General features: G+C 72.9%; 20 protein-coding genes and 1 pseudogene. 16 read left to right on the top strand and 5 right to left on the bottom strand.

Going from position 1 to position 19166, the window contains the following annotated elements; translation table 11 throughout:
• Nucleotides 1–74 precede the first annotated feature (74 nt).
• Together FGW31_RS30820 and FGW31_RS30825 are read left to right on the top strand one after the other, a co-directional pair.
• Nucleotides 75–1814, top strand: a complete 1740-nt coding sequence (locus FGW31_RS30820; protein ID WP_142196826.1) for an FUSC family protein — start codon at nt 75–77, stop codon at nt 1812–1814.
• Nucleotides 1811–2392, top strand: a complete 582-nt coding sequence (locus FGW31_RS30825) for a MarR family winged helix-turn-helix transcriptional regulator (RefSeq protein ID WP_142196827.1) — start codon at nt 1811–1813, stop codon at nt 2390–2392. The genes FGW31_RS30820 and FGW31_RS30825 overlap by 4 nt, the downstream gene beginning before the upstream one ends.
• Before the next feature lie 356 nt (nt 2393–2748).
• Here the strand turns inward: FGW31_RS30825 and FGW31_RS30830 are convergent, their stop codons facing one another.
• A complete protein-coding gene (locus FGW31_RS30830; protein ID WP_142196828.1) occupies nt 2749–3513 on the bottom strand; it encodes a VOC family protein in 765 nt (254 codons plus the stop codon).
• 100 nt (nt 3514–3613) lie between these two features.
• Complete coding sequence (locus FGW31_RS30835; RefSeq protein WP_142196829.1) at nt 3614–4012, bottom strand: VOC family protein; 399 nt, start codon at nt 4010–4012, stop codon at nt 3614–3616.
• 91 nt (nt 4013–4103) lie between these two features.
• Between FGW31_RS30835 and FGW31_RS30840 the strand changes: the two genes are divergently transcribed.
• Nucleotides 4104–4679: a GNAT family N-acetyltransferase gene (locus FGW31_RS30840; protein WP_142196830.1), complete on the top strand. Its 576-nt coding sequence runs from the start codon at nt 4104–4106 to the stop codon at nt 4677–4679.
• On the opposite strand, the gene FGW31_RS30845 is transcribed toward FGW31_RS30840, so the two are convergent.
• Entirely contained in the window at nt 4669–5352 is a 684-nt protein-coding gene (locus tag FGW31_RS30845) for a glycerophosphodiester phosphodiesterase (protein WP_142196831.1), read from the bottom strand. The two genes, FGW31_RS30840 and FGW31_RS30845, sit on opposite strands and share 11 nt — an antisense overlap.
• Before the next feature lie 253 nt (nt 5353–5605).
• Here FGW31_RS30845 and FGW31_RS30850 point away from each other — a divergent pair, with 253 nt between their 5' ends.
• The 6 genes and pseudogenes from FGW31_RS30850 to FGW31_RS30880 all read left to right on the top strand — a co-directional run bounded on the left by FGW31_RS30850 (nt 5606) and on the right by FGW31_RS30880 (nt 11592).
• Nucleotides 5606–7003, top strand: a complete 1398-nt coding sequence (locus FGW31_RS30850; protein ID WP_142196832.1) for a DUF6421 family protein — start codon at nt 5606–5608, stop codon at nt 7001–7003.
• Nucleotides 7004–7041: 38 nt separating this feature from the next.
• Entirely contained in the window at nt 7042–7788 is a 747-nt protein-coding gene (locus FGW31_RS30855; RefSeq protein WP_182674879.1) for an SDR family NAD(P)-dependent oxidoreductase, read from the top strand.
• Nucleotides 7785–8855 carry a threonine aldolase family protein gene (locus FGW31_RS30860; protein WP_142196834.1) on the top strand — a complete coding sequence of 357 codons (1071 nt, stop codon included), beginning with the start codon at nt 7785–7787 and terminating at the stop codon, nt 8853–8855. Before FGW31_RS30855 ends, FGW31_RS30860 begins: the two co-directional genes overlap by 4 nt.
• A 260-nt stretch (nt 8856–9115) precedes the next feature.
• Nucleotides 9116–9699, top strand: a pseudogene (locus tag FGW31_RS30870) (transglutaminase domain-containing protein).
• Nucleotides 9696–10409, top strand: a complete 714-nt coding sequence (locus FGW31_RS30875; RefSeq protein WP_142196836.1) for a B3/B4 domain-containing protein — start codon at nt 9696–9698, stop codon at nt 10407–10409. Before FGW31_RS30870 ends, FGW31_RS30875 begins: the two are co-directional and overlap by 4 nt.
• A gap of 10 nt (nt 10410–10419) precedes the next feature.
• Nucleotides 10420–11592, top strand: coding sequence for a hypothetical protein (locus FGW31_RS30880; protein ID WP_142196837.1), 1173 nt, complete (start codon nt 10420–10422; stop codon nt 11590–11592).
• A gap of 30 nt (nt 11593–11622) precedes the next feature.
• On the opposite strand, the gene FGW31_RS30885 is transcribed toward FGW31_RS30880, so the two are convergent.
• Together FGW31_RS30885 and FGW31_RS30890 are read right to left on the bottom strand one after the other, a co-directional pair.
• Nucleotides 11623–12642: a hypothetical protein gene (locus FGW31_RS30885; protein WP_142196838.1), complete on the bottom strand. Its 1020-nt coding sequence runs from the start codon at nt 12640–12642 to the stop codon at nt 11623–11625.
• Nucleotides 12643–12747: 105 nt separating this feature from the next.
• Nucleotides 12748–13476 (bottom strand): lysophospholipid acyltransferase family protein, encoded by a 729-nt coding sequence (locus FGW31_RS30890; protein ID WP_142196839.1) that lies wholly within the window; start codon nt 13474–13476, stop codon nt 12748–12750.
• 197 nt (nt 13477–13673) lie between these two features.
• Between FGW31_RS30890 and FGW31_RS30895 the strand changes: the two genes are divergently transcribed.
• The 7 genes from FGW31_RS30895 (at nt 13674) to FGW31_RS30925 (ending at nt 19134) form a co-directional block, all read left to right on the top strand.
• Entirely contained in the window at nt 13674–14072 is a 399-nt protein-coding gene (locus FGW31_RS30895; RefSeq protein WP_373303358.1) for a TlpA family protein disulfide reductase, read from the top strand.
• 217 nt (nt 14073–14289) lie between these two features.
• A complete protein-coding gene (locus FGW31_RS30900) occupies nt 14290–14799 on the top strand; it encodes a flavin reductase family protein (protein WP_142196841.1) in 510 nt (169 codons plus the stop codon).
• A 218-nt stretch (nt 14800–15017) separates the two neighbouring features.
• A complete protein-coding gene (locus FGW31_RS30905) occupies nt 15018–15806 on the top strand; it encodes an electron transfer flavoprotein subunit beta/FixA family protein (RefSeq protein ID WP_142196842.1) in 789 nt (262 codons plus the stop codon).
• 61 nt (nt 15807–15867) lie between these two features.
• Nucleotides 15868–16830, top strand: coding sequence for an electron transfer flavoprotein subunit alpha/FixB family protein (locus FGW31_RS30910; protein ID WP_142196843.1), 963 nt, complete (start codon nt 15868–15870; stop codon nt 16828–16830).
• Between the two features lie 170 nt (nt 16831–17000).
• Nucleotides 17001–18305 carry a DUF6986 family protein gene (locus FGW31_RS30915; RefSeq protein WP_142196844.1) on the top strand — a complete coding sequence of 435 codons (1305 nt, stop codon included), beginning with the start codon at nt 17001–17003 and terminating at the stop codon, nt 18303–18305.
• A gap of 92 nt (nt 18306–18397) precedes the next feature.
• On the top strand, nt 18398–18895 hold the full coding sequence (locus FGW31_RS30920; protein ID WP_142196845.1) for a DUF2975 domain-containing protein: 498 nt from the start codon (nt 18398–18400) through the stop codon (nt 18893–18895).
• Nucleotides 18895–19134 (top strand): helix-turn-helix domain-containing protein, encoded by a 240-nt coding sequence (locus tag FGW31_RS30925; RefSeq protein WP_142196846.1) that lies wholly within the window; start codon nt 18895–18897, stop codon nt 19132–19134. The genes FGW31_RS30920 and FGW31_RS30925 overlap by 1 nt, the downstream gene beginning before the upstream one ends.
• Nucleotides 19135–19166 lie beyond the last annotated feature (32 nt).

The following is a 19166-nucleotide window of genomic DNA, read 5'->3' on the forward strand; positions in this document are numbered from 1 at the left end:
GGGGAGCGTACGGGGGAGAGGGGCAGCTCAGCACATATGATTCACGAGTAAATTACCTGCTAAGGTCGTTCGTCATGAGCAGTGCCACCCCCGTCCCCTCCGTCCGGACCGCCCGACGTCTGCCGCTCGCCGGCGCGCTGCGCCTCGGCCGCCCCTCGGACATCTGGTTCAAGCCGGCCCTCAGCGTGGTGGCCTCGGTCGCGCCGCCCGGCCTGCTCCTGGTCGCGCTCGGCCGGCTCGACCTCGCGCTGTACACCATGGCCGGCTCCCTGTGCGCCCTGTACGCCCACAACCGCCCCTACGCCGCCCGCGCCCGGGCACTGGCCGGAGTGGTGCTCGGCATGCTCGGCGGGCTCGCCGTCGCCCTGGTCGCCGCCTCCCTCACCGGGAACGCCGTCGTCCTGGTCACCGTCGGCGCCGTCCTCGCGGCCGTGCAGAAGGCGCTGTGCGACGCCACCCGGATCGGACCGCCCGGCAACGTGGTCCTCACCTTCGTCAGCTCCGCCTCGCTGTTCGCGCCGCAGACCCTCGGCCAGGTCCCCGGGCATCTGGCGCCGGCCGCCGCGGCCGGCGCGTGGGCCTGGCTGGTGGGCATGGCGCCCGCCCTGATCAGGCCGCACGGCCCCGAACGCCGCGCCACCGCCCACGCCCTGGACGCCGCTGCCGCGTACGCCGCGACCGCCGCCGCGCGCACCGGACCCGGCGCCGACGACGACGGCCACACCGGACCCGGCACCGATGACGGCAACACCGGGGCCCGCTCCGTCGGCTACGCCGCCGTGCAGTCCGCGTGGCAGTCCCTGCTCTCCACCGGCAACCGGCCCTCGGACGGGCGTCGCGCCCTGGACCGGCTCGTCGTCCGCGCCGAGGTCGCCCTCGCCGCACCCGCCGAGGCCGACCCCGAGCGGCTGCGCGCCTGGGCCCGCACCCTGCGCGGCACCGGCCCCGTCCCCGCCGTCGACGACCCCCGCACGGACGCCTCGGACCTCCTCGGTCCGGCCGCCGAGCGCGCCACCCCGCGCCGCACCCTGTGGGGCGCCCTCGCCCCGCTCACCCCGCTCGCCGTGCGCACCGCCCTCGGCTGCGCGCTCGCCGGCTACGCCTCCCTCGCCCTCGGCATAGGACGCCCCTACTGGGCCCTGGTCACCGCGGCCGCGCTGTACCAGGCCAACCTCACCCTCACCTGGAGCCGGGCCGTGCAGCGCGTCGTCGGCAACCTGGCCGGCGTCCTGCTCTTCGCCGCCGTCGCCCCGGTCGCCCACCTCGGCCCGCTCGCCCTCGTCCTGTGCTGCCTGGCCTTCAGCTTCGGCGCCGAGGCGCTCATCAGCCGCAACTACTGGCTCGGCAGCGTCTGCGTCACCCCGCTGGCGCTGCTCGTCACCGAGTTCGCCGGCCCGCAGCGGACCGGCGCGCTGGTCACCGAGCGCGCGGCGGACACCCTCGTCGGCGCGCTGGTCGGATTCGTCGCCGCGCTGGCCGTCACCAACCGGCGGGCGGGCGACCGCGTCGCCCGGTGCCTCACCGCCATCGACCGGGCCCGGGAAGCCGCCGCGCGCGCCCTGGCCGACCCGCAGGCCGCGCCCGCCGTCCTGGAGGCCGCGCGCCGCGACCTCGCCGCCGCCCTGGTCGACCTGCGGGCCGCCGCCGACGCCGCGTCCGGCGAGTGGTGGCAGCGCGCACTGCCCGAGGAGCGGGTCGTGCTCGCCGAGCAGTCCGGACACCGTACGCTCGCGGCGACGGTACGACGCCAGGGGCTGCTTCCGACCAGCCCCGGCACGGGCACGGACACGGACACGGAGGACGTACGGCCATGACGGCGACCGAAGGACCATCGGCGACCGGCACCGGGGAACCGTCCGCGCCCGGCGGCGGCCCGGCCGGCCACGCGCGGGGTGACACCGTGGCCGCGGTCGTCCAGCAGTGGCGGGCCGTCCACCCCGGCCTCGACACCAGCCCCATGGAGGTCATCGGCCGCATCAACCGCTGCGCCGCACTGCTCCAGCAGGCGGAGGACGCCCCGCTGCGCCGGGCGGGCCTGACCCGCCCCGAGTTCGACCTGCTGGGCGCACTGCGCCGCACCGGCCACGAGCTGACGCCGAGCGAGCTGGCCCGGGAGACGTTCTCCTCGGGCGCTGCCGTCACCAAACGCCTCAAGCAGCTCACCGAGCGCGGGCTGGTCGAACGCCGCGGCGACACCCGCGACCGGCGGGTGGCGCACGTGCGCCTCACCGACGCGGGACGCGAGCTGGTCGACGGCATCCTGCCCGCACAGCTCGCCTACGAGACGGCCGCGCTGTCCGGCCTGGATGGCCCGGAACTCGGCGAACTGGCGGCGCTGCTCGGCACGCTGCTCGGCCAACTGGAAGGACGCCTCGGCGCACTGCGCGCCTGACGCCCGCCGCACTCACCCGCACGTGCGCCCGCACCGACCGCACCTTCCCGTGTCCGGTCGGCACCGGGCGACCTTCCCGTGCCCGGTCGGCACCGGGTGACTCTCCCGTTGTCCGGTCGGCACCGGGCGGCCCTCCCGTGTCCGGCCCGCAACCAGGCGACCCTCCCGCGTCCAGTGGACAGCGGGCGCCTCTCCCGTGTCCGGCCCGCACCGTACGCACCCTCCCGTGTCCGGCCCGCACCGTACGCACCCCCGTCCGCGTCCGGGATCGCGTCCGCCTCCGCGTCCGGGCTCGCCGGTGGCTTCGAGGCGCGTCGGCGCCCGGCGCAGCCGACCGGTCCGGGCGCGGCCCGCGCTCACGCCTCGTCGGCCGCCCGGTGCACGCCGAACATCGCGCCCTGCGGGTCGCGGAGCACCGCGATGCGCGGGCCCTCCGGAGGGGAGACGGGCTCCATCAGCACGGTGCCCCGCGCCCGGGTCGCCGTCGCCGCCGCGTCGTCCACGTCCGCGACGGCGAAGTACGGCAGCCAGTGCGAGGGCACCTCGTGCGGGAACTTGTCGTCCATCGTCACCATGCCCCCGAAGTCCGCGCCGTCGAGCCCCCACTGCGGGTAGCGCCGGGACGGCGTCACGCTCCAGCCGAACACCGTGGTGTAGAAGGCCACGGCCTGCTGCGGCGCGCGGGTCAGCAGCTCCACCCAGCCCAGCGCCCCGGGCACGTTGAACACCCCGGCGCCCGGGAAGGAACCGGCCTGCCACAGCTGGAAGACGGCGCCGCCCGGATCGGAGGCCACCGCGAACCGGCCCAGGTCGAACACGTCCGTCGGGCCCGCCAGCGTCCGCCCGCCCGCCGCCTCCACCTGCCCGAGGGCCGCATCGGCGTCGGCCACCGCGAACGAGACGTTCCAGGCGACCGGCTGCGCCTCCTGGTACAGCGGAGTCACCGCGGCGACCGCCGCGTCACCCAGGTGAGCGACCGTGTAGCCCTCCGCCTCGGCGCGCGGATCGGTCTCGTGACGCCAGCCGAACAGGCGCGTGTAGAAGCGCTGCGCGGACTCCGGGTCGCTGGTGCCCAGCTCGGCCCAGCAGGGCCCGCCGCGCACCGGTGCGGACAGCCTCATGGCGCTCCCTTCGGTCCCTCCCAGCACGCTAAGCCCCGCCTGCGGCCCCGGCCATCCGGCACCGACCGGCCGGCGCGCCGCCACGTGCGGGCCGCCGCCGTCAGATCCCCGGCCGGTACCGCAGCGGATGGTCGGCCGGGATCTCGACCAGCACGATCGGCGTGCCGTCCGGGTCCGCGATCCACATCTCGATCAGGCCCCACGGCTCCTTCACCGGCGGGCGGACGATCTCGACGCCCTTCGCGGTCAGCTCGTCGCGTGCCGCCGTGACGTCCTCGACCTGGAGCCACAGCCGCACGGCCGGGGACCCTGCCGGCGGCGCGTCCGCGTGCCCGGAGAGTTCCAGGAACCCGCCGCCGAGGAAGTAGACCGTGCCGCGCCCGGGGCCCGTGCCGAACTCGCGGTGGACGGCGAGGCCCAGCTGTTCGCCGTAGAAGGCGCGGGAGCGGTCGGGGTCGGTGGGGCGGAGCAGGACGCGGCTGCCCAGTACGTGCACCATGCGGCCGAGGGTAGCGGCGGGTCGCGCCGCGTTAGTCTCTTCCCCGGCTCAGCCACGCCGAAGGCCCGCGCACAGGAATCGGAGACGCGCCATGGAATCCGCCACGGACACCGCACTGACCTTCCGGGACGCCACCGAGGCCGACGTGGACGCCCTCGTCGCGCTGATCGAGTCGGCGTACCGGGGAGACAGCAGCCGGGCCGGGTGGACCAGCGAGGCGGACCTCCTGCACGGGCAGCGCACCGACCCGGAGGGCGTCCTGGACGTCGTCAAGTCGCCGGACAGCAGGCTGCTGACGGTGGAGCGCGAGGGCCGGATCGTCGCCTGCTGCCAGCTCGAACACCGCGGCGCCCACGCCTACTTCGGGATGTTCGCGGTCAGCCCCGCCCTGCAGGGCGCCGGACTCGGCCGGACGATCATCGCCGAGGCGGAGCGCCAGGTCCGCGAGGTGTGGGGCGTGGACGAGATGCACATGACGGTGATCTCCGTGCGGGAGGACCTGATCGCCTGGTACGAGCGGCGCGGCTACCGCCGTACGGGACGGATGACGCCGTTCCCGTACGGCGACGAGCGCTTCGGCATTCCGCAGCGCGACGACCTGCAGTTCGAGCTGCTCGTCAAGGAGCTGACCGGCCCCTCGCCCACGGGCGCGTCCGTCACGCCGTGAAACGCCCGGTGCGCTTGATCTCCGGGAAGTCGGTGGTCGCACCGTCCAGACCCAGCGCCCGCACCAGCCTGAGGTGATCCTGGGTGTTGACCACCCAGCCGAGGACCGCCAGGTCCGCCTTCCGCGCGCGCTCCACGATCTCCAGGGTCAGCCGGCGGATGTCGAGGCAGAGGGTCGAGGCGCCGGCCGCGACCGCCCGGTCCACCACGCCGGTGTCGTAGCGGCTGGCCACGAGCGCCGTGCGCACCCCCGGCACCAGCCGGGCGATCTCCGCGATCGCCTCGTCGTGGAACGACGACACCTCGACCCGGGCGGCCAGGTCCCGCGCGTTCATCACCTCGGCCAGTCTCCGGGCCGCCTGCACGTCCTTGATCTCGGCCTGGAGCGGCGCGCGGACGGCGTCCAGCACCTCCTCGAAGACGGGGACGCGCTCGCCGCCCCCGGCGTCCAGGGCGCGCAGCTCGGCGAGGGTCTTGTCGGCGATGGCGCCGGTCCCGTCCGTGGTGCGGTCCACCTCCGCGTCGTGCATGACGACGAGCGCGCCGTCCTTGCTCAGGTGCAGATCGAGTTCGATGACGTCGAGGCCGGCTTCCTGGGCGGCGACGAAGGACCGGAGGGTGTTCTCGGGGGCGACACCCATGACTCCGCGGTGACCGATGGTGAGGAAGTTCAAGGTGCGACTCGCTTCCGTCGACGGCGGCGGGGGGCCGCGTCCCTACGGCCCTCTGGGACCGTATCGCCTGTGCCCGCCGCGTCCAGAGGCTGAACATCGATCGCCCACGGCATCGCCCGGACGGGTGTCCCGCAGGAAAAAATGCGGTGAAGCCGGGGGTGGGGCAGGATAATTTCCCGAGACTCCCCTTGCTGGGAGAAACCCCGTATGTATACGGTCTCCTTACGCGAGGTTCTCCCGTGAAGGATGGGTTATGACGGAAATTCTTGTGCAGGTGGGTACTGAGGGGCAGGTTCCTTCGGTGAGCAGGGTGGTGGAGCACCCGGCATGGCCCGTGCTCAAGGATGCCGTGGAGCGGATCCGGCCCTGGCAGTCCAAGGACGGTTCCATCGACTTCGACGCCGAGGGCGCCCCCTTGCGCACCGACGCCGAGCGTGCGGTGCGCGAGGTCACCGAGGCCGTCGAGCGGCTCTCCCCGCTGCTCCCGCACGACCGCGCCTACCACGAGGCCCTGGTGAAGGACCTGGCCCGGTGGGCCGAGGGCGGCTTCGAGGTGCCCGACTTCCTCGACTCGCTGCTGGCCTTCCAGCCGGCCGCGCACCGCGAGGACGGCCTCCAGCACCTGGTCGTCTTCCCGATGTACACGCAGAACGGCAACCCGGACCGCAACCTCGAGGCGGTCGTGCTGCGCATGGTCTGGCCGGAGTGGCTGGCCGAGCTGGAGCGCACCCGCTACGACAACCCGCTGTTCTGCGGCATCACCTTCGAGGACTTCACCGCGGGCTACGACACCAACTCCGCGGTCCTCTTCCCCGAGACCATCGCCGTGCGCGAGGCCCCCGAGCGGTTCACCTGGGGCGGCATCTTCTGCGACCGCGAGGCCGCCCGCTTCCGCCGGGTCACCGAGGCCGCCGTCGACATCCTCGGCCTCCAGTTGCCCGAGGACGTCGCCGCGATGGTCCACGACCAGAAGCGCTGCGAAGAGGCGTTCGTGCTCTGGGACATGGTCCACGACCGCACCCACAGCCACGGCGACCTGCCCTTCGACCCGTTCATGATCAAGCAGCGCCAGCCGTTCTGGATGTACGGCCTGGAGGAGCTGCGCTGCGACCTCACCGCCTTCAAGGAGGCCGTGAAGCTCGCCGGCGACGGCGTCCCGCAGGCCCGTGACGTCCAGGTCGCGGTGCTCTTCGACCGGATGTTCCGCTTCCCGGTCACCGGCGAGCGGGTCCGCAACTACGACGGCCTCGGCGGCCAGCTGCTCTTCGCCTACCTGCACAAGCACGACGTCGTCCGCTGGACCGACAACAAGCTCTCCATCGACTGGGAGCGCGCCCCGCAGGTCACCAACCAGCTGTGCGCCGAGATCGAGAAGCTGTACCGCGACGGCATCGACCGTCCCAAGCTCGTCCACTGGTTCGCCGGCTACGAGCTGGTCTCCACCTACCTCTCCCCGCACCCGGGCTCCAAGTGGGCCAAGGGCCCCGACGCCCTCGACCTGACGCAGCCGCCGCGCAAACTCGTCGATGACGTGCTTCCGGACGAGTTTCCGCTGAGCATGTTCTATGAGGCACTGTCCAAGAAGCTGAAGAGCGTGATCGCCTCCACCAAGGGCATCACTGCGGACGGTGCCGGGCGGGTCGCCGCGTGAGCGATCGCGAATCCACAACTGCTCAGGAGGCGAGGAACATGGGGAACGGGGCGCTCGACGGTGCGGTGATCGCGGTGGCCGGCGCGGGAGGACCCGCGGGACGGGCGGCGCTGCTCAGGCTGGCCGAGGCGGGGGCGACCGTCGTCGGCTCCGACAACGACCTGGAGCGGCTGGCGGAAGCGGTCGACGCCGCGCGCTACGCGCACGGCGGCGCCACCGTCACCGGCGAGACGGTCGACCTGCTCGACCTGAACTCGACCCGTGAGTGGGCCGCCCGGGTCGAGAAGGACTTCGGCCGGGTCGACGGCCTGGTCCACCTGGTCGGCGGGTGGCGCGGCAGCGAGACCTTCACCAAGACCAACCTGGACGACTGGGACCTGCTGGAGCTGCTGCTGGTGCGCACCGTCCAGCACACCTCCCTCGCCTTCCACGAGGCGCTCCAGCGCAGCGACCGCGGCCGGTACGTCCTGATCAGCGCGGCCGGCGCCAGCAAGCCCACCGCGGGCAACGCCGCCTACTCGGCGGCCAAGGCCGCCGCCGAGGCGTGGACGCTGGCCATGGCCGACTACTTCCGCAAGGCCGGGGGCGAGCAGGGGCCGACGTCGGCGGCTGCGATCCTGGTGGTGAAGGCGTTGGTGCACGACGCGATGCGCGCGGAGCGGCCCAACGCGAAGTTCGCGGGCTTCACGGACGTCAAGGACCTGGCCGAGGCCATCACCGGAGTCTGGGAGAAGCCCGCCGCGGAAGTGAACGGAAACCGTCTGTGGCTGACCGAGAAGCCGTGAACCCACCGAGGACCGACGCGCGTCGTCATCACGACCCGGACGTCCGCGGTTTCGCCAGCGACAACTACGCCGGGGCCCACCCGGAGGTGCTCGCCGCCCTGGCCCTGGCCAACGGCGGGCACCAGATCGCCTACGGCGAGGACGCGTACACCGAGAACCTCCAGCGGGTGATCCGCAGCCACTTCGGGCCCACCGCCGAGGCGTTCCCGGTCTTCAACGGGACCGGCGCCAACGTCGTCGCGCTCCAGGCGGTCACCGACCGCTGGGGCGCGGTGATCTGCGCCGAGAGCGCCCACATCAACGTGGACGAGGGCGGGGCGCCGGAGCGGGTCGGCGGCATCAAGCTGCTCACCGTGCCCACGCCGGACGGCAAGCTCACCCCGGAGCTGATCGACCGGCAGGCGTACGGCTGGGACGACGAGCACCGGGCGATGCCGCAGGTGGTCTCCATAGCCCAGGCCACCGAGCTGGGCACGGTCTACACCCCGGACGAGATCCGCGCCATCTGCGAGCACGCCCACGCGCACGGCATGCGGGTGCACGTCGACGGCTCCCGGCTGGCGAACGCCGCCGCCGCGCTGAACGTGCCGATGCGTGCCTTCACCAACGGGGTGGGCGTCGACCTGCTGTCCCTGGGCGGCACCAAGAACGGTGCCCTGTTCGGCGAGGCCGTCGTGGTGATCAACCAGGACGCCGTGCGTCAGATGAAGCACCTGCGCAAGCAGTCCATGCAGCTGGCGTCCAAGATGCGCTTCGTCTCCGTGCAACTGGAGGCCCTGTTCGCCCGGGACCTGTGGCTGCGCAACGCCCGGCACGCCAACGAGATGGCCCAGCGCCTGGCCGAGGGCGTGCGCGCCGTGCACGGCGTGGAGATCCTCCACCCGGTGCAGGCCAACGCCGTCTTCGCACGCCTGCCGCACGACGTGGCCGAGCGCCTGCAGAAGCGGTTCCGGTTCTACTTCTGGGACGAGGCGGCCGGCGACGTCCGCTGGATGTGCGCCTTCGACACCACCGAGGACGACGTGGACGCGTTCGTCGCGGCCCTCAAGGAGGAGTCGGCACGCTAGGGCCTGTCGTTTGGATCATGTCGGTTTCGCGGGGCGTGGCACGCACATCTGCTGCGTTGTCGTCGGTTGTCGACGCTCCGCGTCGCCGCCCTCCTCCGCCTTGCAGCTGCACGCACCACGCCCCGCTCGGGTGGGCTGAGAAGCGCTGCGTCTCCCAGCCGACCTGATCCAAACGACAGACCCTAGAACCAAGTGCATAGCTATGCGGTCGACCGGAATTTCATTGATCTCCGGTCGACCCATACCTATGCTCTGGCGTCATGCAGCTGATCCAGGAAACTCCGGACCTCTCCGCGTATTTGGCCGCCAACGAGGTGATCGACCATCACCATCCCCGGGTCCGCGAGACGGCGGCGCGCCTCGCCGCAGAGGTGAACGACTCGTATGAGTATGCGCGGGCGGCGTTCGAGTTCGTGCGCGACACCATCGCCCACTCGCAGGACTCGGGCGATCTCCGCGTGACCTGGCGCGCCTCCGACGTCCTGGAACAGGGCACCGGCATCTGCTACGCCAAGGCCCACGCACTGGCCGCGCTGCTGCGGGCCGAGGACATCCCGACCGCGTTCTGCTACCAGAACCTCGGCGTCGTGCACGGCCTGGTCGCCGTACGGTTCCGCGGGGCCTGGCACCGGCAGGACCCCCGCGGCAACAAATGGACGCGCGGTTCTCCCTCCAGGGCGAGCGGCTGGCCTTCATCCCCGATCCGTCGTCCAATGAGATGGACTACCCGGTCCTGTATGCTGAACCCCATCCGGTCGTACTGCACGCCCTCAGGGCCGCCGCCGACCGGCCGCACCTGTGGCGGACGCTCCCCACCGCACTCCCGGACCAAGGCGGACGATGACCTTCACCCTGACCGTGGCCGACGAGGTACGCGCCCTCGCGCCCGGCTTCACCCATGTCGCCGTCGAGGCCCACGACCTGGTCAACGGGCCGAGCACGGAGGCGAGTTCCGCCCTCCTCGACGACGCGGCCCGCCGCCTCGCCGCCCGGCTGGACGGCCGGCCCCCGCACGAGGACCCGCACATGGCGGCCTGGCGCGAGACCTACACGGCGTTCGGCTCGAAGCCGTCCCGCACCCGCAACTCGGCCGAGGCGCTGGCCAAGCGGGCCCTCTCCCCGGCCGGCCTGCCCCGGATCAACCTCCTCGTCGACCTCTACAACGCCATCAGCGTCGCCCACCTGATCCCGGTGGGCGGCGAGGACATCGACCGCATCCAGGGCGGCATGCGGCTCGTACGCGCCACCGGCCGGGAGGACTTCGTGACCGTCGCGGACGGCGAGGAGACCGTAGAGCACCCCGACGCCGGCGAAGTGGTGTGGCGCGACGACGCCGGTGTGACCTGCCGCCGCTGGAACTGGCGCCAGGGCCCGCGCACCCGCCTCACCGAGGAGACGGTCTCCGGCATCTTCCTGCTGGAGAGCCTGGCGCCGATGCCGGTCGCCGACGTGACGCAGGCGGCCGCCGAACTCGCGGACCTGCTGGAGAAGTTCAGCCCCGGCGCATCGGTCGCCGTCCACCCCGCCGAACCCGCCGTCCCGGACGGTCGCTAGTCTGCCCACCATGGGGGACGGGGACATGAGCGCGCAGGCCGGACCGGAGACCCGACCGGGCAGGTCCGCCCGGCCGAGACGGCACTGGCCGCTCGCCTCGGCCGTGGCACTGGCCCTGGTCGCCACCGCGACCGCGGTGCCCCTCGTCCTGGCCGACTCCGGCGACGACACCCCCTGCCAGGACGTCCCCGCCTCCACCCGCGCACTCGCCGAGGACCCGGCCGCCGCCACCCGCGCCCTCGACCCGGGCGCCGACCTGTCCCGCTTCCCGGCCGTGCGCAAGCTGATCGCGCACGAGAACCCGTGCGGCGACGGCGCCCGGACCCTGGGCGCGGTCATCGAGGCCGCCACCCGCGCCGACCGCCCGGGCACCGCGCACACGCTGGCGCAGGCGCGTGCCGCCCACGCCGTCGTCGCGGCCCTGGAGTCGGCCGAGGTGCCCGACGGCATGGCGCCGGGCCTGGCACGGATGCTCGCCGACTACGTGGTGGACGAGATCCGCTACCTCTCTCCTTCCACGGACGCCGCGGGCCCGGCCGTGACCTCCGCACAGGCCGCACCCGACAAGAGCGGCCACACCCCGTACGGCCGTTTCCTCGCCCCGGGTGAGGCGCACGCCGACTTCGAGTACGCCGATCCCGTCTCGGGCGCGGAACCGGACCCGGACCGGCTGATCGGGAAGGTGGCCAGGAACCCCGAGGCGTTCGCGATCCTCTACGACGCCGCGCGCGCCTACTTCGCCCACTACCTCGAGCGCCTCACCTCCCGAGGCGGCGACCCCGACGACCGCCCCGCGGACGGTCACCGCGACGACACCCCGGACACCGTCTGGCCCGACAACGACCTCGAGGACATCGCCGAGCGGATCGGCGCCCTGATGAGCCACCGCGTCGTCCACACCCGGAACGGTGAGATCCCCGACCTCGCCGCCTTCGACCGGGCCGTACGCAAGCACACCCGTGGCGCCTACCGGCCGGCCGGGCAGCGCCTGACCACCCGCCCGCCCATGGGCGACATCGCCGACCGCCCGGTGTCCGGGCCGCTGAGCGGCGAACTCACCGACGGGCGGCACCAGTTGCTCACGGTCCTCGACGCGTGGGCCGAGGCACGGCAGGTGCCCGCAGAACGAGCGGCGGCGATGGAACTGGTCGTCGACAACGCATATGTGCGGGCGGCCGGCTGAACAGCCGGGCGGACTCCGGCGGGAGACCGCTCACCTCACCTTGGGGCCGGAGCAGTCCCGGCGCTCCACCTGGTCGCGGGCGAACGCCTCCAGCAGCTCCCGCTTGCGTTCCTGCCCCACACCCGGGATGCCGTCCGACGCGTCCACGGCGAACTGCGCGGCCTCGCCGTCGCAACGGGCGGTCGCCGTCAGGGAGAGGGGCCGCCCGCTGTCGTCGGCGGCGAAACGGCGGCTCCAGTCGCCGTACCAGGCGACGAACGTCATCCGGTGACCGCTGCCGCCGTCCGCCGCCGACTCGTCGTACACCAGGCAACGGCCCGTCGGAGCCGCGTCGTTGACGCCGTCCGCGACCCGCCAGCCGGCCCCGTCCGCAAGGCCCGCCCGGGTCAGCCAGCCGCAGCCGGTGCCGCCCGCCTCGGCGAGCGGGACCGTCTTCGGGTCGTCCTGCGGTTCGGCGAGTCCGGCGTCACCGCCGGGCGCGGTCAGCGGTTCGGCGCCGCAACCCAGCCGCTTCGACACGCCGTTGACGACGCCCACGGCCGTCTCGTACGCGGCCGGATGCCCCCAGAGCGCGTCCTGCCCGAACTGCGTGCGCACCAGCAGCTTGCGGCGGCGGCCGTCGTCGTCCTTCCCCAGGGCCGGGCAGGGCAGCAGGAACCGCAGGGACCCGAACCGGTCGACGAACGCGGGCAGTCCGGCGGGGGCCGGAGCCTGCGGTGCGAGCCCCTTGTCACCCAGGGCCGTCAGGAGCTCATGGTCCTGCTGGTCCCGCCCGGTGTGGGCCTCCACCCGCAGCACCAGGTCGCTGCGGAGTTCGTCTCCCTCGAAGGACAGCCTGCACCGGTACTCGCCGAGCTCCCGGAACGTCGTCGACTCGGCGTCCTCGAAGTGCGACCCGTTCTCGGCGAGTTGCCGCACCGCGTCCCCAGGCAGGGCACCGTCGCAGGCGGTGCGCACCAGCCACCAGTCCCGGGCGAACGGTTCGGCGATCCAGCCGCCCAGTCCCACGACCGCCGCGGCCGCCGCCGCAACCCCGATCCAGCGCCGCATCCTTCGCCCCCGTAGCGCAGCCGACGTACGGAACCGGCGTGCGGGACGCCGGTTCCTGGTTACGGGGACCCTATCGAGGGCGCGGGGGCGGCCGTCCGGCGGGTGTCAGTGGGCCTCGGCCTCGCGGACCTGCTCCGGCGTCGGAGCCGTACCGCCGAGGTGGGCCGGCATCCACCAGGTGTCGTCCGGGCCCTTGGGCCGCACCGGGTAGGCACGCTGCGCCGCCTCCAGCAGCTCCTGCACCCGCTCGCGCAGCTGCCGGGTGATCGCACCCGCGTACTTGTCCTTGGACGCCTCGATCGCCTCGCCGACGCGGATGGTGACCGGGATGTGGCTGCGCTTGAAGTTGCGCGGATGACCCTTGGTCCACAGCCGCTGCGTGCCCCACACCGCCATCGGGATCAGCGGCACGCCCGCCTCCTGCGCCAGGCGCGCGGCACCCGACTTGAAGCTCTTCAGCGTGAACGACTGCGAGATCGTCGCCTCCGGGAAGACACCCACGATCTCGCCCGACCGCAGCGACCGCAGCGCGTGCTCGTACGCCGCCTCGCCCTGGGCGCGGTCCACCGGGATGTGCTTCATGCCGCGCATCAGCGGGCCGGAGACGCGGTGCCGGAAGACCGACTCCTTCGCCATGAAGCGCACCAGTCGCTTCTGCGGCAGCGCCGCGAGGCCGTTGAACACGAAGTCCAGGTAGCTGATGTGGTTGCTCACCAGCACGGCGCCGCCCGTGCGCGGGATATTCTCCGAACCCCGGCAGTCGATCTTGAGGTCCCACACCTTGAACAGCGTGCGGGCGAAACCGACGACGGGCCGGTAGACGAGTTCTGCCATGGGCGGGGTGGAACCCTTCCTTCTCTGCCTGGGAAGGCGGCTCCCAGTCGAAGTTACGCAGCCGTAGGTTTTACGGCTTGTCGCAGATGGTGCCCGAAGAACGGCCGGTGAACCAGCCCTGGCGCCCGCCGACGGCGAGATTCTCGTCACGTCCCGCCCCCCTGGCCCACCTCGCCCTTTGCGCGCGGGAGCGGGGAATGTTCCCGGGCCGTGGCACGCTGCAGGACGTTGACACAGGTCCACGGCGGGAGAGACGGGTGCGAGGACACGAGGGCGAGGTCTCGGCGGCGGCGGGCGGGGCGTGGGCCGATCTGGGCGTCCCGCTCGGGGAACGCGCCACGCTGGTGCAGTTCTCCACCGCCTTCTGCGCGCCCTGCCGGGCCACCCGGCGGGTGCTCGGCGAGGTGGCCGCACTGGTCCCGGGCGTCGCCCACGTGGAGATCGACGCCGAGGCCCGGCTGGACCTGGTACGCCGGCTGGACGTCGTGAAGACCCCGACCGTACTGGTCCTCGACGCCGCCGGCCGGATCGTACGGCGCGCGACCGGACAGCCCCGCAAGGCCGATGTGATCGCCGCGCTCGGGGAGGCCGTGTGAGGGCGGCCGGGGTCGCGGTGAGGCATCTCCCACCTCACGGGACCGACTTGACTGCGCGGGTCGCACGTCGTCAGCCTGGCCCCATGCCTTCGGAACCCCTTCGCCCCCGGTGGGTACCCGGCCGCCCGGCGGCCGTCGCGCCCGCCGCGCGCGTGCGCCGGCCGGGCCGGTGAGCAGCCGCGAACCCGCTCGTCGCCTCCCGCAGAAGGACAGTTCCATGACGGCCACGTCCGACCTCGGCACCGCCCGCCTCGCCTCGCCCGAGCTGCTGCGCTCCGTCTTCCGCAAGCACGCGGCGGGCGTCGCCGTGATCACCGCGCGCGGCGAGGCCGGTCCGGTCGGCTTCACCGCCACTTCCCTCGCCTCCGTCTCCGCCGAACCCCCGATGCTGTCCTTCGCGGTGGGCACCCACAGCTCCACCTGGCCGGCCATCGCGGCGGGCGACCACGTCGGCGTGCACGTCCTCGGCGAGCACCAGCGGGAGCTGGCGGCGACGTTCGCGCGCAGCGGCGCCGACCGCTTCGGCCCGGGCACCGCCTGGCGGGAGGGGCCCGAGGGCGTCCCCGTGCTGGACGGCGTGCCCGCCTGGACCGTGTGCAAGGTGGTGGCCCGGGTGCCGGCCGGCGATCACCGGATCGTGGTCGCCGAGCTCCTGGCCGGCGACCCCACCGGTCACGGCCGCCCGCTCGTCTACCACCAGGGGCGCTTCAGCGGTCTGCGCGACTGAGCCCGGCTCGTCCCTGCTCGCGGCACCGTCGAGTTCCGGTTACGCTGCGTTGCGAAGGTCACAGTTCAAAGCGCTTGCTTAGCGGGCAGGAACTGGATGTACTGACGAGTAATATTTCGGTCGGAGCGTGGGTCGCCCCGACCGGGACCGCCTGCTTCAGGCGCCTATGCTGCCTGGAGGCAGGCAGCCAGAAATGACGATGCAGTAGGAGAGCCGGCGTGAGCTTGAGGATCGTTGTCACCGTGAAGTACGTGCCCGACGCCACTGGCGACCGGCACTTCGCCGATGACCTGACCGTCGACCGCGACGACGTGGACGGTCTGCTCTCCGAACTGGACGAGTACGCGGTCGAGCAGGCGCTGCAGATCTCGGAGAACTCCGACGACGACGTGGAGATCACCGTTCTCACGGTGGGTCCGGAGGACGCCAAGGACGCCCTGCGCAAGGCGCTGTCCATGGGCGCGGACAAGGCGATCCACGTCGAGGACGACGACCTGCACGGCACCGACGCCATCGGTACCTCCCTGGTCCTCGCCAAGGCCATCGAGAAGGCCGGCTACGACCTGGTCATTTCCGGCATGGCCTCCACCGACGGCACCATGGGCGTCGTTCCGGCACTGCTCGCGGAGCGTCTGGGCGTACCGCAGGTGACCCTCCTGTCCGAGGTCTCCGTCGAGGACGGCACGGTCAAGGGCCGCCGTGACGGCGACGCGGCCAGCGAGCAGCTGGAGGCGTCCCTGCCGGCGGTCGTGTCGGTGACCGACCAGTCGGGCGAGGCCCGTTACCCGTCCTTCAAGGGCATCATGGCGGCCAAGAAGAAGCCGGTGGAGTCCTGGGACCTGTCCGACCTCGACCTGGAGGCGGAGGAGGTCGGCCTGGAGGGCTCCTACACCACGGTCGACGCCGCGACCGAGCGTCCGGCCCGTACGGCGGGCACGATCGTCAAGGACGAGGGCGAGGGCGGCAAGCAGCTCGCCGAGTTCCTCGCGAGCCAGAAGTTCATCTGAGCCACGAGGCTCAACTCGCTTCCCGCCCCTCATACTTCGCAAGCAGGAGAGAAGAAGTCCCATGGCTGAAGTTCTCGTCTACGTCGACCACGTGGACGGCGCCGTCCGCAAGCCCACGCTGGAGCTGCTGACCCTGGCCCGCCGCATCGGCGAGCCGGTCGCCGTCGCGCTGGGCAACGGCGCCGGCGACACCGCCGCCACGCTGGCCGAGCACGGTGCGGTGAAGGTCCTCACCCACGAGGCCGCCGAGTACGCCGACTACCTGGTCGTGCCGAAGGTCGACGCCCTCCAGGCCGCCCACGAGGCCGTCTCCCCGGCCGCCGTGCTGGTCCCGTCCTCCGCCGAGGGCAAGGAGATCGCCGCCCGTCTGGCGCTGCGCCTGGGCTCCGGCATCATCACCGACGCCGTCGACCTGGAGGCCGGCGACGAGGGCCCGGTGGCCACGCAGTCGGTGTTCGCCGCGTCCTACACCACCAAGTCCCGTGTCTCCAAGGGCACCCCGGTCATCACGGTCAAGCCGAACTCGGCCGCCGTGGAGGCCGCTCCGGCCGCCGGTGCGGTCGAGGCCCTGTCGGTGACGTTCTCCGCGCAGGCGACCGGCACCAAGGTCACCGGCCGCACGCCGCGCGAGTCGACGGGCCGTCCGGAGCTGACCGAGGCCGCGATCGTGGTCTCCGGTGGCCGCGGTGTCAACGGCGCGGAGAACTTCGCGATCATCGAGGCGCTCGCCGACTCGCTCGGTGCCGCCGTGGGTGCCTCGCGCGCCGCCGTGGACGCCGGCTGGTACCCGCACACCAACCAGGTCGGCCAGACCGGCAAGTCCGTCTCGCCTCAGCTGTACATCGCCTCCGGCATCTCCGGCGCGATCCAGCACCGCGCGGGCATGCAGACCTCGAAGACCATCGTGGCCGTCAACAAGGACGCCGAGGCCCCGATCTTCGAGCTGGTCGACTACGGCGTCGTCGGCGACCTGTTCGACGTCGTCCCGCAGCTCACCGAGGAGATCAAGGCCCGCAAGGGCTGATCCCTCCCCGCCCGTACGAGGCCCCCGCGACCGCACCGGTCGCGGGGGCCTCGTCCGTCGCCGGGGCCGGTCGCGGCGGGACACTGGGGGTGTTGACCTGCGGGGAGACGCCCGATAACTTCATTTCAACGAAAGATTGATTTCGTATCGTGGAATTTGGAGGGTGTGGAATGGGCCAGGGGCAGCAGGAGCGGGTGACGACGAGTCTCGCGGGCGCCGTCGCCGAGGAGATCGGCGCGTCCCTCGCGCCGGTCGACGCCGAGCTGGAGCGCCGCTACCCCGGCGACCCGGGCACCCGCCAGCCCGTCCACACCGTCTACGTCCCCGGCGACGCCTTCACCGCCGACACCCTCCGCGACTGGGGCGACCGGGCGCTCGCCGCGCTGGACGAACACGCCCCCGACGCCCCGGCCTTCGCCGCCGCCCTCGGCCTGGACGAGACGCTGGCCGACGACGTCTACGCCCGCGTCCGCGCCAAGCTGGAGCGCGAACCGGTCGAAGACCTGCGCGTCGACTTCGAGGACGGCTACGGCAGCCGGCCCGACGCCGAGGAGGACGAGGCCGCCGCCCGCGCCGCACGGCTGATCGCCGAGGCGTACGCCGACGGCACCGCGGCCCCGTACATGGGCATCCGGATGAAGTGCATGGAGGCCGCCGTACGCGACCGCGGCATCCGCACCCTCGACATCTTCCTCACCGGACTGCTGGAGGCCGGCGCCCTGCCCGACGGACTGGTGCTCACCCTGCCCAAGGTCACCTACGCCGAGCAGGTCACCGCCATGGCCCGGCTGCTCGACGCCTTCGAGAAGACCCGCGGCCTCGAGCCGGGCCGCATCGGCTTCGAGATCCAGGTCGAGACCAGCCAGTCCATCCTCGCCACCGACGGCACCGCCACCGTCGCCCGCATGATCCAGGCCGCCGAGGGCCGCGCCACCGGACTGCACTACGGCACCTTCGACTACAGCGCCTGCCTCGGCGTCTCCGCCGCACACCAGGCCAGCGACCACCCGGCCGCCGACCACGCCAAGGCCGTCATGCAGGTCGCCGCGGCGGGCACCGGGGTACGGGTCTGCGACGGCTCCACCAACGTCCTGCCCGTCGGGCCGACCGAGAAGGTGCACGACGCCTGGCGCCTGCACTACGGACTCACCCGCCGCGCCCTGGCCCGCGCCTACTACCAGGGCTGGGACATGCACCCCGGCCACCTGCCCACCCGCTACGCGGCCGTCTTCGCCTTCTACCGCGAGGGCTTCGAGCGGGCGGCCGCCCGTCTCGCCCGGTACGTCGACCGGGCCGGCGGCGACGTCATGGACGAGCCCGCCACCGCCAAGGCCCTCGCCGGATACCTGCTGCGCGGCCTGGACTGCGGCGCCCTGGACCCCGCCGAGGTGGCCCGGCAGACCGGCCTGACCCGGGCCGACCTGGAGGGCTTCGCCTCGCCCCGGCGCGGCGACCTGACGGCCACGGCGCGGTAGCCGGGGGCCGGCCACGGACCGCGCCCGCCCCGGCTTGCCTCACCTATCGAATGTCGATAGATTTCCATCGTGCTTCGGGAGAAGGAGGGGCGATGGGACAACTGACCGTGCTCGCACTGCGCGCCGTGATCGTGGCGTTGCTGGCGGGCTCCCTCGCGGTACAGGGCGTGATGGTGCCCCTGCTCGCGCGGGACCTCGAAGGGCTGGACGCCGCCCACTCCTCGCTGCGCGTGCCGATCCTGCTCGTCGTGGTACTCGTCGTACTGGCCGCGCAGACGGTCCTCGTCTGCGTCTGGCGACTGGTGACGATGGTGCGGCGCGGGACCGTCTTCTCCCACGCCGCCTTCCGCTACGTGCACATCGTCATCGGCGCCTTCGTCGCCGCCGCCCTGCTGGTCTTCGCCCTCGGCACGCTCCTCGCCCCCGGCGAGGCCGTGGCCCCGGGCGTCGTACTGCTGCTCGGCGGGGCCGGCCTGGCCGCGCTGGGCATCGCACTCGTCGTACTCGTCCTGCGGATGCTGCTGGCCCAGGCCGTCGACCGCGACGCCGAGGCCTCACGGATGCAGGACGAACTGGCCGGGGTGGTCTGATGCCGATCGCCGTCGACATCGACGTGATGCTCGCCAAGCGGAAGATGTCCGTGGGCGAACTCGCCGAACGCGTCGGGATCACACCGGCCAACCTGGCGGTGCTCAAGAACGGCCGCGCCAAGGCGGTCCGCTTCACCACCCTCGCCGCGCTCTGCGAAGTCCTCGACTGCCAGCCCGGAGACCTGCTGCGCTGGGAGCCCGACGACGCCCCGCCCGGACCCGTCACCGACGCCCCTTAGGCTGTACGCCACACACGGTCGGTGAGTGGTGT

Source organism: Streptomyces calvus, assembly GCF_006782915.1.
GTDB lineage: Bacteria > Actinomycetota > Actinomycetes > Streptomycetales > Streptomycetaceae > Streptomyces > Streptomyces calvus.